The organism is Ekhidna lutea (assembly GCF_900188325.1).
In the GTDB taxonomy this organism is placed as follows: domain Bacteria; phylum Bacteroidota; class Bacteroidia; order Cytophagales; family Cyclobacteriaceae; genus Ekhidna; species Ekhidna lutea.
This window is the reverse complement of record NZ_FZPD01000006.1, coordinates 53,536-69,993: the sequence shown is the minus strand read 5'-3', so window position 1 is coordinate 69,993 and position 16,458 is coordinate 53,536. Positions and strand designations below refer to the sequence as shown.

The following is a 16,458-nucleotide window of genomic DNA, read 5'->3' as shown; positions in this document are numbered from 1 at the left end:
TATCCATTTCATCAAAAATTATTTATGTCATTTAATTCATTGGGTCTGTCGGATCCGTTACTGAAAGCAATCAGCAAAAAAGGATACACAGAACCTTCACCCATCCAATCCAAAGTCATACCCGTTATTTTGGAAAAAAAGGATGTCATCGCCTCAGCACAAACAGGAACAGGCAAGACTGCTGGATTTACATTACCCATTCTTCAGTTACTCTCTGATGGGCAGCAATTTCGTAAACGGCCGGTTCGTTCACTTATACTGACTCCCACACGCGAGCTTGCTGCTCAGATTTATGACAATGTAAGGGCATATTCTGCCTATATGGATATCCGATCAGCGGTCATTTTTGGCGGAGTAAAAGCTAACCCTCAGATTGCTGCACTTCGGAATGGTGTAGAGGTCCTGATAGCTACACCGGGCCGACTCCTAGACCTTTATAATCAACAAGCACTCTCTTTGCATAAGGTTGAGATATTGGTACTCGATGAAGCGGACCGGATGCTGGATATGGGTTTTCAACGAGACATTAATCGCATTCTAGATTTACTTCCTCCTCGAAGACAAAACCTTTTATTCTCTGCTACTTTTTCCAAGGAGATAAAACGACTTGCAAACAAATTCATGCATAGTCCGCAGTATGTGGAGGCTACACCTGAGAACACCACGGTTGAAAAAATCAACCAGCAGGTTTATCGCGTAGATAAAAAGCGCAAGACTGATCTGATTCTAGACTTGATTGCAGGAGGAAGATGGCAGCAGGTGCTGGTATTTACCAGAACGAAGCATGGAGCAAATCGTTTGGCGGAAAAAATGGTAAAGGCGGACATCAGCGCGGCGGCCATTCATGGTAATAAAAGCCAGGCAGCAAGAACCAAAGCATTAGATGGTTTTAAGAAGGGCAATGTAAGAGTTTTGGTAGCCACAGACATTGCGGCACGGGGTTTGGATATACCGCTACTTCCACATGTGGTAAACTTCGAGTTACCAAATATTCCTGAGGATTATGTACACCGAATAGGTAGGACTGGTAGGGCAGGAGCAAGCGGAGTTGCTTTATCACTCGTAAGTTTGGATGAAATGGATTACTTAAGAGATATTGAGAAATTAATTGAAATAAAAATACCAAAAGAGGAAGTCCCAGGTTTTGAACCAACTGAAAAGCAAAGTGATTTGCCACCATCCCCAAAAAAGAAGAACTTTAAAAGCTCACAACACAAACCTAAAAACAAGAACTTCAGAAGGAAGCCTAAACCTAACCGAAACAAATGAATAAAAACCTTCTAATATATGGCGCCTACGGGTATACAGGTCGGTTAATTGTAGAGGAATGCCTCAAAAATGGAATTAAGCCCATTATAGCAGGAAGGGACGCAGAAAAGACGATGACTTATGCGAAAAAGCATGAGTTGGAATACGATGTGTTTGAAGTTTCCGACAGAAAGAAGCTTGAAAACTGGTTGAAAAGAGGTGAAGTTGTGGTTCATTGTGCAGGTCCATTCATCCACACTGCAAAAAGCATGGTACAGGGGTGTTTGGCCACTAATACGCACTACCTGGATATAACCGGCGAATTTCAGGTTTTCGACTTGATAAAAGAGTATGGTGAGAAGGCTAAGGAAAAAGGAATCATGCTTCTTCCGGGCACTGGTTTTGATGTAGTCCCTTCGGATTGCCTAGCCAAACATCTGCATAATAAGATGCCCAATGCAACAGATTTGAAGTTAGCATTCGTGAGTAAAGGCGGGAAGCTCTCCAGAGGTACGGCAAAAACGATGATAGAAAATCTGGGTGAGCCACAGACTCTGAGAAGAGGAGGGGATTATGAAGGTATTCCGATGGGCAAATCGGCAATTGAGATTGATTATGGACCTTTTAAACAGATTTCGATGGGTATCTCATGGGGAGATGTTTCAACAGCTTATTTCAGCACCGGAATTCCAAACATTGAAGTGTTTTCTGGCACAACCGAACAACAGTTGTCTAAAGTTAAGCGGGCATTAAGGCTTTCCTTCATGCTTCGATCCCGAACGATTAAGAATTTCTTAATGCGGCAAATGGATAAACGCTCAGATGGACCTGAAGAAGAGCGTCGTAAAGAGTCAGTTATGTATTTGTGGGGAAAAATAAGTAACGGAGTAACGTCTGAGGAGGCTAGATTAAAAACTCCCAATGGTTATACACTAACTGCTGCTTCCACAGTATTGATCGCACAAAAGATCTTAAATGGAAACTTTACAATTGGTTTTCAAACACCATCTATTGCTTACGGCGAAAAATTGATTTTAGAAATCGAAGGGTGTGAGTATTTGTAGACCTATAGCTTTGAAAAAGGGTAGAATCATCCTTAAAGTGACCAAACCTTCAATGACCTGAACACCGTTATTTCATTGCCTATCGCAGGCAGGCTTGCGATAGAAGTCTGAATGAGTAGTCTCATCAAAACTCTAGTGTTAGCTGAGTAACAGGTTCCGGCTCTTCATCTTTCCTGAAATTTGAAATTCCAACCCCAATCAAACGAATGCCTTTTTCATTTAAGAGCTGTTCAGTAAAAAGTGATTTGGCGATCTGCACATAAGTTCCCTCATCATTGATGGAGGGATCATCCGTTTTACTGCGTGTAATTTGCTGGAAATCACCATACTTGATCTTGATGGTAATGGTGTGTCCATCTTCTGCTTTGCTACGCTTGTATCGCTCAAATGAAATACGAGCAATTCGATCGATCTCTTCAATTACATCATCCAATTCATAGATATTATCCTCAAAGGTGCGCTCTGCACTTACGGATTTGGTATCCCTTGTGGGTTGCACTACCCGATGATCAATCGCGCGACAGATATTGTAATAATATTGTCCTGATTTACCGTAACGAAGAGTTAAGTCTTCCAGGCTTTTTTTGCGTAAATCCTTTCCGGTAAACATGCCTGCTTTCACCATCTTTTCGGCCGTTACTTTGCCAATCCCATGAAACCGCTGGACGGGCAATTTGGCTACAAAGGCTTCTGCTTCCTCTGGTAGGATTACACACAAGCCATCCGGTTTATCCATATCAGAAGCAGTTTTCGCCAGAAACTTGTTGTAAGAAATTCCAGCGGATGCAATTAGCCCGGTTCGTTCCTTGATTTTGGTTTTTATCTCCTTTGCAATGAGTGTGGCAGAGTTTAATCCAATCTTGTTTTCGGTTACATCCAGATAGGCCTCATCCAGGGAGAGCGGCTCCACCAAATCCGTATATTCATAAAATACGTCTCTTATTTGATGCGAAAGCTCTTTGTATCGGGGAAATCTGGGCTGTACGAAAATCAGGTTTGGACACTGCTTGGCTGCCTTAGCAGAGGGCATAGCTGATTTCACTCCGAACTTTCTGGCCTCATAGCTGGCCGCAGCTACCACACCTCGTTGTGAGTTTCCACCGACAGCAACGGGCTTCCCTCTCAGCTCAGGGTTGTCCAACTGCTCTACAGATGCATAAAAGGCATCCATGTCTATATGGATGATCTTGCGATGGTTCACATATGCAAAGTAAATCAGTAGAGTGACAAGGGCGTGTCACTGGGATTTAGGTAGTAATAAAAAAAAGTTTAGGGGATGACTTGGATTTAATTCCTAACTAGGAGGTGTTTCACGGATGCTTTTCCTCAGTCGATTAAATCATTCATTCCTGCTTTTCTACCGATTGTAATTCTTTATAATAGTCTGCAATTCGGGCATGTGCAGTGCCGTCTACTAATAAAATGACGATCATCATCGCCATTGTGGTGATGCCAATGGCTCGCCAAGTGGGGGTGTTGAGGAATATGACAAGCAGAGCTGCCACAACGATAATCATTGGGACTACTTTAAAAACCACGGTGTATTCCTTTAAGGTACTTTCGACACGTGCCATTTCAGATGCAGCAAAAGCTGATGCATCTTCGTTGTAGGCCTTTTCAAATTGCGTGATACGGGCCTTGTTGGTGAAAAATAAGCCTAGCCCGATGGTCATCAGTAAAATACCAGCTACGAGTAATGGGATGATGTACGCTTTGGCTAATTCTGTTTTTCCCATTTGCCAAAACCCAGCGCTAGCTGCCAAAAATAGAGTGGCGAATATGATGAAGAATCGGGTGGAGAAAACCTCCGCTTTTGCCCACTCAGTGGCTACTTTTAATATTTCCATGTCTGTGTAAAGTCTGACTTTGTTTAAAGGTCGGGAAATAAATGAATTAGTCAAGCGGCATTACTTACAAAAAAAAAGCCGAACCATCAGGCTCGGCTTTAAAACATCGCATTTTAACTATTAAATATTTGGTGACCACACACTGTAGCTGTTTGGTGGGCATTGGATCTGCACCCATCCGCCGCTTTGTGTTGTAGGGTACCACCCGGAGTGACCGGTAAAATCTTTGATCTGTGTGCTGTACCAGTTGGTAGGCACCCATCGGGTTTTCCATGAGCTGGAATTGTTAATGTACACGATCAGTCCCGGATTACCGTTGTATCCATTTCTTCTGGCTACATACTCGTCATTGTCTACGTGCAAAATGCTTGTAGTACCTGTCGCTTTATTGTTATGAATCCAGATGAGGTTATTCAATCGTTCTTTGTCTAACCATTCCTCATAGTCTCTGTAAAAGATCGTTGGATATCCTTCGTGAGTTAAGATGTAAGCATAGGCTAGCATTTTATTCCATATTTCGTCCGTATCGTGGTTGGTTACAAATGTCACCGCTTTATGTGGGTTGCGCTTCCACATCATATCATCGTTGAGGATGTTGAGATTGTTACCATCAAAAGCGTCATTCATTTTGTAGTAGCAGGCAAAATCAAACACACTGCTATTTGCAGAGTTGGCCCATGATTCCAGCCAGTTTACATCCGAATCCCAAAGCTCTCCGACTGAAAAACCACCTACTGCATTGTTCCATGCGGCAACTACCCAAGGATCAAATCCTTTTACATAGTCGAACCTCCAACCATCAAACCCCATCGTGTTCTTGTAATATTTTGCAACTCCATCAGATCGGTTCCATAGCCAATCCTGCACGTATGGTACATCATGGCACAGATCCGGAAATCCGCCAAAATAGCCTGCATCACCGCCATGCACCCAGTTGGGGTGGAAGTCGTGTTGCGACCGTAAGAATTTTCCTGAAGCAACTCCGGTAAAATCCGTCCAGGTATTTGTTCCGGTATACTGATTAGCTTCCAACTGGCCACCGCTGTTGTGGTTAAGCACGATATCAGCATAGACTTCCATGTTTTCTGCATGAGCCTTATTAATCAGTGATTGTAACTCAGTTTTGGACCCAAAGCGGGTTTCTACTGTTCCATTCTGATTATAATTTCCAAAATCAAAGTAGTCGGTTGGATCATATCCCATGGAATATGCCCCATTTTGTGCCTTGGATACAGGTGGCAGCCACACGGACTGAATGCCTGAATTGGACCAGGCACTTAATTTTCCCTTCACAGTGTTCCACCAGGTGCCACCCGCAGGCACATCCCAATAGAACCCCTGCATCATTACTCCACCGCCCGGACCGGCAGTAAATCTACCTTTGGTGCCTTTTGGCTGAGTGCTGAATGGCTTTCCATCATGGTTTGTTACATGATTAATTTCGGAGGATTCCTGAGCTTTGTCAAGCTCGGTGGATGGGGTGTCATCACTACATCCCCAAAGGAACATTATTAAGCCCGTTCCCAGAAAGGCTTTGGTGAGTCTTCTCATAATAAATCTTGGTTGTTTACTCTATTAATTTACAAACAGGAAGGATTGATTCTAATAAAATGATAATGTAAATACCTGTGAATCAGTGATTTTTACATTTCATCTAATGCGAAAACGTTTGCGTATTATGAAATTTTCAATGATTTTCTGCCGTGAAATACTAAAAATCGTCGAGATACTCCACCAGATTGGTTTCTCGTGTAATGCCCAGCTTCTTTCTCAGTCTGTACCTGGCTAACTCTACACCTCTAATGGTGATGTTCATCAGGTTAGCAATGTCTTTCGTACTCATGTTCATTTTCAGGTAAGCGCAGAGTTTTGTTTCCTGAGGAGTCAAATGAACCTCTTGTTTGATTTTCTGTAGGAAATTGCCATGAACCTGATCGAAATATTGGGCGAATGTATCCCAGGTCTCATCGTCATCAATATTCTTGTCGATGGATTTCACAATGCGATTGAGGGAGTCTGTATTGTCCTTATTGCTTAGCGCCTCATTTAGCTTTTTTCGGAGCGACATTACAAATTCATTTTTACTAAGCAAATGCATGGTTACTGATGCCAGCTGACTGTTCTTGTGGGTTATTTCTTGCTTCAGTCTCTCATTCTTTAGCTCTTGTATCTGCTGATTGGTTTTCTCAGAAAACTCATGAATTTCACGGTCCTTGGAACGGATCTCCTCCTCTTTTGTTTGACTTAGAATTTGTTTTTCCGTCTTATGCTTTTTCTCTCTTGAATAAAGTACGCTAAAAAAGGCGAAGACGATGAAAGCGAAATACAAAGTATATGCAATGTTTGACTCATACCATTGGGGATTGATCGTAAAGGGATAAACGCCAACTCTGCTTTCATTTTCATAAATATTCAAGGATTTAATTTCAAATTGATATTCTCCGGCGGGCAAGTTGGTATACTCTTTCCAATTGGTTTCTGTCCATTCAGACCATTCCTTCTCATATGGCACTAACCTGTATGCGAATTTAATATTACTCAAACCATCGAAATAGGGTGTTGAGTATTCAAACCGGATTACTTTGGGACTATCCATGGTTGTGGATTGAAAGAATGTGCCAGTGACGGTATTCGTTTCATTTTCCTGATTGGTTATCTCAACACGTTTCAAATACGTTTCAAATGAGTCCTTGATTGATCTATCTAGCTCGGGGTTATACCTTATGAAACCCTCCTTTGCACCAACAAGTATGTCCTTGTTTATTACACTTATGTTTTCCAGATCATCACTAATATATTCATTGATCTTTCTGAATTGTTGTTCTTCAGATTTATATACGCCAATTGATTCCTTTTTCAGTAATCCAAGTTGTCCTCCTGCGATGTAGAATATCTGGTTTTTATTTATTTGTTTTATTTTACTTACATGTCGCTTTTCAAACCATTTATTTAAAAAAGGATGTGGTTCAAAGCGATCACTTTCCGGATTATAACTATAAATTCCAGTCTCTGCTGTAAAAATGAGTTCATCATCAATCCGATAAACACTTATTAGTAAATCTGAAGGAAATCCATCTTCAGCACCATAGTGTTCCATAGAGTAAATGGAATCTGCCTGTAGTTTTATTTTGTAAGCTCCTTTGTATCCATGTGTCATCCATAGAGTGCTGTCATTGTCAAACTCAAAAACACGTGATGATTCACCCAAACCATGCAGGTTTCCTTTCAAAGCTGGTATGGTTCCTTTTTTATCAAATATGGTGAAGCCCTCATAAGTACCTCCAAGGAGTTGAGTATCTGTCAGTTTAGAAAATCCCCAAACGCCTGTTTCATTGTAAAATTGATTGATTTCGCGATTGTTGAGAATAAATGCACCCTCGTGATGACTTAACAGGATAGCATTTTCAATAACCTCAACATTATTAACTAGCCCTTCACTTCCCTTGATAAGTTCATAACGGTTGGTTTCTTTCATTTCTGTGATGTTACCTCTTGGTTCAAAAAGACCACTGCTTGTACCTAGATAAATGTCTTCGTTCAGAGATGCTGCTGCATACCCGGTACCCTCCAGACCAACATTTTCATTGATTAGCGAAAAAGGTGAACTAAGCTCCACAACGCAGATTCCGTTATTTAGTCCTACCCAGAGGTTATTGAAATTATCTTCGTAAAGGGCAATGACGGTTCGATGATTCAGTCCTTTATTTTTTGTAAGGTGAAGAATAGGTTGTAGATCTTCATTTATAATTAGTAAGCCATTATTCTGCGTGCCGAGAACAATATTTCCATTTTTCAACATTAGGACCTTATTGATTTTCGATTCACTTAGAAATGCATCAAATTGTGTTTTTACTGACGTTATCCTTTCGTTTGTATAGCTAAGAATTTCTCCTTCATATGTAAAAAGAAGAAATCGATCTTTATACACACTTACGCCACGAAAATTATAACCGACACTATTATTTAAGTATTTAAATGTGTCACCCTCTAATTTGAATAGACCGTTTATTGACCCAGCAAATAAGCTTGAATCTACTTCAGTAAGGAATTCAGCAGAGGTAACTCCAATAAGCGGTTGAATTGAATTCTCATTCACTTTGGAAATGACTCCATAAATATTAGCGTAGATTGACTGATTGAATTCAATGATATCCCATATTTCATCCTTAATGATTGAATCAGGTATTAATGGTACAAGGTTTTTGTACGTTATTCCAGATTCAGTCCTTTCAAATAGACCTAGTTGTTTTTGCCCACCAACATAAATCTTGTTACTGGATCTTTCTATCAAGACTGATCTTGTCTTTGTAGCTCCCGCAATAGGGTAGTTGTTCCATGAAGAACCGTCAAACTCTAAAAGCCCGTAATTATTCGCAACATACATATATCCGGAAGTGTCCTGATCTATGTCCCAGTTTTGAATGCCACCATTGTACTCCGAAGGGCTGAAGGAAGTGATAAGGGGTAGTGAAATTAATTTTTGATCACTATTGTCGTTGGTCTGTGATATTGCAAAAAAGCATGGAATTACAAGAAAAATCAATAAATGAATTGATCGATTCGTATAGTTGTGATTTTTTTTATGAGAAAACATTGAGAAAGTAAAATATTCCAATATGTATTCAAATTAACATTTTTTATTGAATTTGATGTATAGGTTTAAAAGGAATGATGAGTTTTTGATGTAGTGTATTTTTGTTGATATTAGGTTTTACCCCCTTAACATTGAATTCAGGAATCGAAACAAAACGACACGGTTCTGACTTTAAAACAAAAATTAGCCGAAATGAAAAAATTCAATTTTTTAAATGTGTCAAGGGCGGTAATGGCATTTGCCCTTTTAATTGTCTTCACTTCATGTAGTGATGATGACGGGGGATCTACTATTGAAGATCCAATCGCGAGTTTCCAATTTGCTGTAAGCTCAGAAAACTTCTTAGAAGTTTCATTTACCAATTTTTCTCAGAATGCAACTGCATATGCGTGGGATTTTGGTGATCAAGCGGGTGTAAGCACCGATGCTGAACCAACGTACACATACAGTGCTGCAGGTACTTACACTGTTACTTTAGTTGCTGCCAATGAAGCAGGAGCTACTTCTACCTTTTCTGAAGAAGTATCCATAACTGATCCAAATTCAGCTTTAGCACTTTTAGCAGGTACTGATTCTAAAACATGGAAACTATTCCGAGAAGGAACTTCAATGTCTTTAGGACCAAATGCTGATGATCCGGCTGCCTGGTGGCCTGGTTTAACCAACGATGGATCAAGACCATGTCTTTACAGACAGACATTTACTTTCACTAGAGATGGATCATACATTTTTGATGACATGGGCGAATTCTGGGCTGAATTTGGTGTTTTCAATAACGTTGAAGGATGTGATTCAAACGTACGAGCGGAATCTTGCTTTGAAGCAACAGCTGCTAATATGGTTAATGCTTGTGGTGATGATGTTAGCGCATGGTTGTCAGGGACTCATTCATATTCTTATGAACCAACTGCAAATACTATTACACTTTCAGGTGAAGGTGCATGGATGGGAATTCCTAAGTTAGGAAATGATGGAGCTGGGAATATTGTGCCTGTTAGTGAGGTTACTTTCAAAGCCACAATCATCCAGGAGACTGGTTATGATGTGTTGAAATTAGAATTTGATTACGGTGATGCAGGATACTGGCCTGTGTATTACGTGAATTATTCTGATGCTTCTCTTGAGCCTGAGTTAGTAACTGAAGCTACTGAATTCGGGGAAGATTTAGATAACATTACTCCAACTTCAATGTCTCATACTTTTGAGTCTGAAACTTCATTTGAGCACTTAGGAACTATTGCTGGAGCCTCTACAATCGAAGTAGGTGCTGATGATCCAACTGATGCTTCTGCTGCTAAGGTTGGTCAGTTCAACAGAACAGATGCTCAATTCCAGGAAGCACAATTTACTGGCAACCCTGATCCAAAAGATATTACGTTCACTAACCTGACTACAATATCTCTGGAGGTATACCTACCGAGTACTAATGATTACACTGGTTCTTTGACTAAAAAGGTGGTTGTAGGGTTTGCTGATCAGAGTGCAACCGAGCAGTGGTGGACTGATTTATATCAGTACGAGTCGGCTGAGCTAGCAACTGATGAGTGGGTAACAGTATCATTCCAGATTGATGCCCCAAGCTTCGTAAGTGCAGGCGATGGATCTACTCCATTCGATAGAGAAGACCTTGATATGTTCTATGTTCAAATCGGTGGTGGAGATCACACGACTACTGGAACATTCTATGTAAGAAATCTCATAATAGATTAATAGTTAATTTTTAAGCTGTGCAGAATTTCTGCACAGCTTTTTTTCTATTCTAATAATAAAATTCCAGTGAAGAATAACTTGACCATTTGCTTTTTAATTCTTCTATGTATTTCTACCTCGTGTTCAAATACGGATGAAGCTCCTGTATTGGAGCCGGCAAATCTCACAATAGAGATTGCTGTTTCATCGGATGGTTCAGGTTTGGTTGAAATTACTTGTCAGGCAGATAATGTAATAGAGTATACAATGGATACTGGAGAGGACGGAGTGGAGCTATTATCCAATAGCGATGGATTTTTTTCCTACACTTATTCGAGTACCGGAACATATGCCATTGAAATAAAAGCAATAGGCTCAAGTGGTAGATTTCTCCGAGAATCCCGCACAATTGTTATTCAGGTTGGAGAAGATACACCTCCCGCTGATGAAGGATATTCCACCCCACTTTCTTATGAAGGAATGAAGCTCATATGGCAAGATGAATTTAATGGCTTTAGCCTAAATGAAACATTCTGGAATTATGAAATTGGTACAGGCTCTAATGGCTGGGGCAATAACGAACTCCAATACTACAGAGAGGATAATACCTCGGTTTCAGATGGATATTTAACCATCGAAGCACGAAAAGAATCATTTAACGGAAGATCTTATACTTCGTCAAGGTTGACAACCGAAGATAAATTTGATTTTAGTTATGGCCGGGTAGATATCCGGGCAAGGTTACCGGAAGGACAAGGCATCTGGCCTGCCCTTTGGATGCTGGGATCAAATTTTAGAAGTGTCGGCTGGCCTTACTGCGGTGAAATAGATATCATGGAATTGATAGGTGGAGGAGAAGGACGTGATAATGTGGTCTACGGAACTGCCCATTGGGATAACAATGGCACAAAAGCAGATTTTGGAGGTAATACTAAGCTTTCATCTGGAAAGTTTAGTGATCAATTTTATGTGTTTACAATTGAGTGGGACGCTAATACTATCACCTGGTATATGAATGACCAACAGTTTCATACGATGGATATTACCCCATCAGAACTTTCAGAATTCAGAAGTAATTTCTTCTTCATTTTTAATGTTGCTGTTGGTGGCAACTGGCCGGGATCACCGAATGCGACCACTTCTTTTCCTCAACGGATGTATGTTGATTATATAAGAGTTTTTCAAGATGAGTAATCTAGGTGCTATACTCATTTTTGTTATGATAACCTGCTCAGGTAGTGTCTTTAGGACTTGTTCGCACATTCAATTATTAGAAAACTGAATCATTCTACTATATGACTAATATGTATAAAATTTTTCTAGTGTCCCTTTTTATACTCATGGTTTCATGGGTATATGGACAGGAGAGAACGGTTTCAGGAACCGTAACAGATCAAAATGGAGAGTCACTTCCGGGTGTAACTATTCGTGAAGTAACTACCACAAATGGTGTAATTACCGATATTGATGGTAAATACATTTTGACCGTTTCATCTGCTGATGCAGTATTGGGCTTTTCATTTATAGGATTTGCATCGCAGGAAATCGTGGTAGGCGATCGAACAACTATAGACGTAAGTTTATCTGAGGCAGTGGGAGAGCTTGAGGAAGTAGTTGTAATTGGGTACGGAACTCAGAAAAAGAAAGTGGTGACTGGTGCAATAGAAAGTGTTTCATCTGATGAAATTTCCAGCACACCAATTGTAAGAGTTGATCAGGCATTGCAAGGACGAGCCGCAGGCGTAAACCTTACCAATTCGTCCGGTCAGCCGGGCGAGCAGCCGAATATAATTATCAGAGGAATCGGCACCAATGGCAATGCCCAACCCTTGTTTTTGGTTGATGGTATCGCTGTGCAGAGCATTGACAATCTTAATCCTGCTGACATTGAATCAATGGAAGTGCTGAAGGATGCTTCATCAACAGCAATTTATGGTACGCGAGCTGCAAACGGAATTGTACTTATTACTACTAAAAAAGGACAAAGAGGTGGAGTCAACGTAACCTATTCCGGATATAAGGGAATTCAAAGCGTGTCTAAAAAAGTGGATATGCTTAATGCTCAGCAATATCAAACGCTTATGGCAGAGGCCGGTGTACTAAATCTTGCAAGAGAGCCATTTGACCCAAATGAAATTCCAGCAAACGACACTGATTGGCAGGAAGAGCTTTTTACCAATAATGCCCCGATTGAAAGTCATTCAATTTCTATCTCCGGTGGTTCTGAAAAGAGCACGTTTCTATCAAGTGTATCCTATTTTAACCAAGAAGGTATTATTGGTGGTGACAAGTCAAAGTTTGAAAGATATACCGCACGCCTGAACACTCAATCAGAAGTAAATGCATGGCTTTCTTGGGGGAATAATTTCAATTTTAGCAATGTTAAAACACGTGGGGTAAACAGTAATGGTTCCTTTAATGGCGCATACAACAGCGCTTTAAACATGGATCCTTTGACTGCCGTTTTTGAAAATGATCCGTCTGTTTTGACTGATCCGACGGATGATTATGCCGGGAATCCGGTAGTGACTGATTCTAGAGGTAATGTATACGCCATCTCAAACAATATTGGTCAGGAAATAGTAAATCCACTTGCCAGGCTTGAAATCCTCAACTTTAGGTTTAATAAAGACCAGTTTGTAGGTAATGTTTATGCTAAAGTAGAACCAATTGAAGGCCTAAGTTTTAAGTCTGACTTTGGAATGGATTTGAGCTACCTGAAATTTGATGATTACACAGACTTATATTTCCTGTCATCAACTACCAACAACTTAAATAATACCAATCTGAGTAAACAGTTTATCCGTTCTCTGACTTTACAGGTAGAAAACACCGTATCCTATACAAGAAAAATAGACGATCATAATTTCAATGTCTTATTAGGTACATCAGCGGTTAAGAATGACTCAGAATTACTTTCCGGATTTGGTGAAGGAGTAACTGTTACAAACCCTGACTTAAGGTACTTGAGTCTTGCCATTGACTCACTTGAGCGAACATCGGGAGCAGCATGGCAAAATCGATTGTCCTCGGTTTTTACCAGGTTAATGTATGATTATAAAGAAAAATATTCTGCGACTCTCACCTACCGAAAGGATGGTTCATCACAGTTTGGCCCCAATAACCGATATGGTAACTTCATGTCTTTTGGTGCAAGCTGGTTCATAAGTGATGAAGCCTTTTTTCCTCAATGGGATGAGATTACATTCGTAAAATTGAGAGGTGGATGGGGAGTTAATGGAAATGATAAAATCAGTCCATTTGCCTACGTATCTACAATAGACTTTGATATTAATTATTCATTTGGAGGTGGTGCTACAAGAGGAGCAATTCCGACGAATATTCAGAATGAAAATATTCAGTGGGAGGAATCGCAGCAGCTAAACTTTGGATTAGATGCGGGCTTGTTCAGTAACAGACTAACAGCCACATTCGATTATTATAATAAAACTACAAAGAAGCTTCTGCTGGTGCCATCTAGTATACCTGCATCCGCAGGACTAAATCCTAGCTTTAACAATGTGGGTGAGGTAGAGAATAAAGGAGTAGAAATGTCATTGGAATGGAGGGATCGTAAAGGAGATTTCAACTACTCAATAGGAGTAAATGCTGCTTACAACAAAAACACCATGACCCAGATCGATGGTGAAGGTAGCTTCCTGACTGGCTCATCATGGGCGTTGGCTGGCGAAGTTACGCGTACCTTCCAGGGCAATCCTATTTATACCTTCTTTGGGTACAAAACTGATGGAATTTTCCAATCGCAGGCAGATGTATTCTCTCACATTTCAAGTGATGGTACTCCAATTCAGCCAAGCGCACAGCCTGGTGACATTCGTTTTGTTGATGTAAATGGAGATGGAAGAATTACCGCCGATGATCGAACCATTATTGGTAGCCCCAATCCAGACTGGGTAGTTGGTTCTACGATCAATGTAGGATATAAAAACTTTGACTTGTCCATTCTTTTAAACGGATTATTAGGACAGGACATATTTAACGGTATCAACCGGCCGGACCTTCCAGCCTCCAATAAGCAAAGCTGGATACTAGATCGATGGACCGAAAGCAATCCTTCAACAACGGTTCCAAGGTTTGTTGCCAATGATGTTAACGGAAACTATACCCGCCCGACAGATTTGGTAAACATTAAGGATGGTTCTTTCATTCGAATGAAGAATATCCAGATAGGATACAATTTCCCGGGGAGTGTCCTGGAGCGATTTAAATGTACTAGTTGGAGGTTATACATCTCCGCAGAAAACTTATTTACGTTCACAAGCTACGATGGGCCCGACCCTGAAGTCGGAGCTCGGGTATTTGATGGTAATCCGGTCTTATCAGATCGAGGGATAGATCGCGGCATCTACCCACAAGCACGTACTTTCAGAATTGGAACTTCTATAACCTTCTAACATATAGGATCATGGGAAAAATATCTAAATCAATAGTCCTGTCATTGGCCTTAATCATCTTCACCGGATGTGGAGAAGAATTTCTTGAAATTACTCCTCAGGGTTCAATAAATACGGAGAGTTTCTACAAAACAGAAGAAGAGGTTGAACAAGCTCTGATTGCAACTTATGATGTGTTGGGCCACCAAAAGGGTGTGGGACTCCCTTATGCTCCCGTCATTTTAGTTTCAGATATATTATCTGATGATGCATATGCAGGGGGACAGGATGCCGGAGATGGGTTTGATGAAAATGAGTTGAATACATTCAATATTCCAACGGGCAATCAAATTGTAAGATCCTTGTGGAAGCGAAATTATTGGGGAATTTATCGTGCCAACTTCACATTGGAAAAGCTGGCTGAACTGGAGAATGCTTCAGAAGCATTCAGAACAAGAATAGAAGCAGAAGCCAAGTTCCTAAGGGCTTATTTCCATTTTGAATTGGTAAGTCTGTTTGAAAATGTTCCTGTGATGACCTTTGCGCCAAAAGGTATAGAAGCCTCAATCACACCTCAATCAACTCCAACAGAAACGTATAATCAAATTGCAAGTGATTTGGTTGATGCAATTGCTGGCCTGCCTACTTCTGTGACAGGAAGTGAGCTAGGCAGAGCTACAACTTGGGCAGCAAAATCATTACTTGGTAGAGTCTTTCTTTTCAGGGATGGTGTGTACAATCAGAACATGGAAGCAAATGGTACCACCATTGATGCTGCTTATGTGCTTGCAGAGCTGGAAGATGTAATCAATAATAGCGGTCATGATCTATTACCTGACTATGCAACCGTTTTCTCAAATGCTGGCGAGTTCAGTATAGAAAGTGTTTTTGAGATTTCGTATTCTGATGATCCTCCACGTTGGGAGTGGGGAAATGAGGAAAGAGTAGAAGGAAACCTCGCGGCTCAAATGATGGGACCAAGGGCTTTGCAAGAAAATACCCATTACCGAGGGTGGGCATTTGGTACGGTCTCCCACAAATTATATCAAGATATGACTGGAGACCCCAGACGAGATCTGACCGTTCTTCATGAATCAAATATTGGTGGCACAGTCAATAAAACGTTTCAGCATACGGGATACTATTCTAATAAGTATTCAACTGATCTTGAATCTCAAGGAACCAGTGGACAGCTAGAGCATAATAACACGACCAATGAACGGATAATCCGATTCTCTGATGTGCTTTTGATGGCGGCAGAGTTAAGTCAAAATGTAAATTATATCAACAGAGTGAGGCAAAGAGTAGGACTGAGTGACTTGACTGGCTACACAGATGATGCACTATTTAATGAAAGAAGGATGGAGCTTTCCCTTGAAGGGTTACGCTACTTCGATCTGATGAGACAAGGTCTATCAGTTGCCGAGAATGAATTAACCGTTCAGGGTATACGAGGACCTGAATACGTTGATGAACAGGCGCTATATGATGTAACATTTAATCCGGCAACCAAAGGATTCCTTCCAATACCGCAGGATGAAATAGATCTTTCCAACGGAGTGCTAACGCAAAACGAAGGGTATTAAGGACAAGCAATAGTCAATATTTAGCAAGGGTTCAAT

General features: G+C 40.6%; 10 protein-coding genes. 6 read left to right on the top strand and 4 right to left on the bottom strand.

The genetic code is table 11. From position 1 onward, the window contains the following. The first annotated feature begins 24 nt into the window (after nucleotides 1-24). Both CHB71_RS16805 and CHB71_RS16800 read left to right on the top strand, forming a co-directional pair. Entirely contained in the window at nucleotides 25-1,269 is a 1,245-nt protein-coding gene (locus tag CHB71_RS16805; RefSeq protein ID WP_089358119.1) for a DEAD/DEAH box helicase, read from the top strand. Next, the gene (locus tag CHB71_RS16800; protein ID WP_089358118.1) at nucleotides 1,266-2,312 is read left to right on the top strand and encodes a saccharopine dehydrogenase family protein; all 1,047 of its coding nucleotides are present in this window, start codon (nucleotides 1,266-1,268) and stop codon (nucleotides 2,310-2,312) included. The genes CHB71_RS16805 and CHB71_RS16800 overlap by 4 nt, the downstream gene beginning before the upstream one ends. A gap of 124 nt (nucleotides 2,313-2,436) precedes the next feature. Here the strand turns inward: CHB71_RS16800 and dinB are convergent, their stop codons facing one another. From dinB to CHB71_RS16780, 4 genes are all read right to left on the bottom strand, one after another. Beyond that, on the bottom strand, nucleotides 2,437-3,513 hold the full coding sequence (dinB, locus tag CHB71_RS16795; protein ID WP_262485931.1) for a DNA polymerase IV: 1,077 nt from the start codon (nucleotides 3,511-3,513) through the stop codon (nucleotides 2,437-2,439). 142 nt (nucleotides 3,514-3,655) lie between these two features. Next, a complete protein-coding gene (locus CHB71_RS16790; RefSeq protein ID WP_089358116.1) occupies nucleotides 3,656-4,159 on the bottom strand; it encodes a hypothetical protein in 504 nt (167 codons plus the stop codon). 120 nt (nucleotides 4,160-4,279) lie between these two features. Continuing rightward, nucleotides 4,280-5,710: an alpha-amylase gene (locus tag CHB71_RS16785; protein ID WP_089358115.1), complete on the bottom strand. Its 1,431-nt coding sequence runs from the start codon at nucleotides 5,708-5,710 to the stop codon at nucleotides 4,280-4,282. 160 nt (nucleotides 5,711-5,870) lie between these two features. After that, the gene (locus CHB71_RS16780; protein WP_179213459.1) at nucleotides 5,871-8,702 is read right to left on the bottom strand and encodes a triple tyrosine motif-containing protein; all 2,832 of its coding nucleotides are present in this window, start codon (nucleotides 8,700-8,702) and stop codon (nucleotides 5,871-5,873) included. 243 nt (nucleotides 8,703-8,945) lie between these two features. On the opposite strand from CHB71_RS16780, the gene CHB71_RS16775 reads away from it, so the two are divergent. The 4 genes from CHB71_RS16775 to CHB71_RS16760 all read left to right on the top strand — a co-directional run bounded on the left by CHB71_RS16775 (nucleotide 8,946) and on the right by CHB71_RS16760 (nucleotide 16,422). After that, nucleotides 8,946-10,463, top strand: coding sequence for a PKD domain-containing protein (locus tag CHB71_RS16775; RefSeq protein ID WP_089358113.1), 1,518 nt, complete (start codon nucleotides 8,946-8,948; stop codon nucleotides 10,461-10,463). A 66-nt stretch (nucleotides 10,464-10,529) separates the two neighbouring features. Continuing rightward, nucleotides 10,530-11,636: a glycoside hydrolase family 16 protein gene (locus tag CHB71_RS16770; RefSeq protein ID WP_245811339.1), complete on the top strand. Its 1,107-nt coding sequence runs from the start codon at nucleotides 10,530-10,532 to the stop codon at nucleotides 11,634-11,636. Between the two features lie 110 nt (nucleotides 11,637-11,746). Beyond that, the gene (locus CHB71_RS16765; protein ID WP_179213458.1) at nucleotides 11,747-14,857 is read left to right on the top strand and encodes a SusC/RagA family TonB-linked outer membrane protein; all 3,111 of its coding nucleotides are present in this window, start codon (nucleotides 11,747-11,749) and stop codon (nucleotides 14,855-14,857) included. 11 nt (nucleotides 14,858-14,868) lie between these two features. Beyond that, nucleotides 14,869-16,422, top strand: coding sequence for a RagB/SusD family nutrient uptake outer membrane protein (locus CHB71_RS16760; RefSeq protein ID WP_089358111.1), 1,554 nt, complete (start codon nucleotides 14,869-14,871; stop codon nucleotides 16,420-16,422). Nucleotides 16,423-16,458: the final 36 nt, after the last annotated feature.

What these genes read in the sequence shown, in the direction of transcription:
- CHB71_RS16805 (WP_089358119.1), top strand. Translation starts at nt 25, where the DNA reads ATGTCATTTAATTCATTGGGTCTGTCGGATCCGTTACTGAAAGCAATC.
- CHB71_RS16800 (WP_089358118.1), top strand. Translation starts at nt 1,266, where the DNA reads ATGAATAAAAACCTTCTAATATATGGCGCCTACGGGTATACAGGTCGG.
- CHB71_RS16790 (WP_089358116.1), bottom strand. Translation starts at nt 4,159, where the DNA reads ATGGAAATATTAAAAGTAGCCACTGAGTGGGCAAAAGCGGAGGTTTTC.
- CHB71_RS16785 (WP_089358115.1), bottom strand. Translation starts at nt 5,710, where the DNA reads ATGAGAAGACTCACCAAAGCCTTTCTGGGAACGGGCTTAATAATGTTC.
- CHB71_RS16775 (WP_089358113.1), top strand. Translation starts at nt 8,946, where the DNA reads ATGAAAAAATTCAATTTTTTAAATGTGTCAAGGGCGGTAATGGCATTT.
- CHB71_RS16765 (WP_179213458.1), top strand. Translation starts at nt 11,747, where the DNA reads ATGTATAAAATTTTTCTAGTGTCCCTTTTTATACTCATGGTTTCATGG.
- CHB71_RS16760 (WP_089358111.1), top strand. Translation starts at nt 14,869, where the DNA reads ATGGGAAAAATATCTAAATCAATAGTCCTGTCATTGGCCTTAATCATC.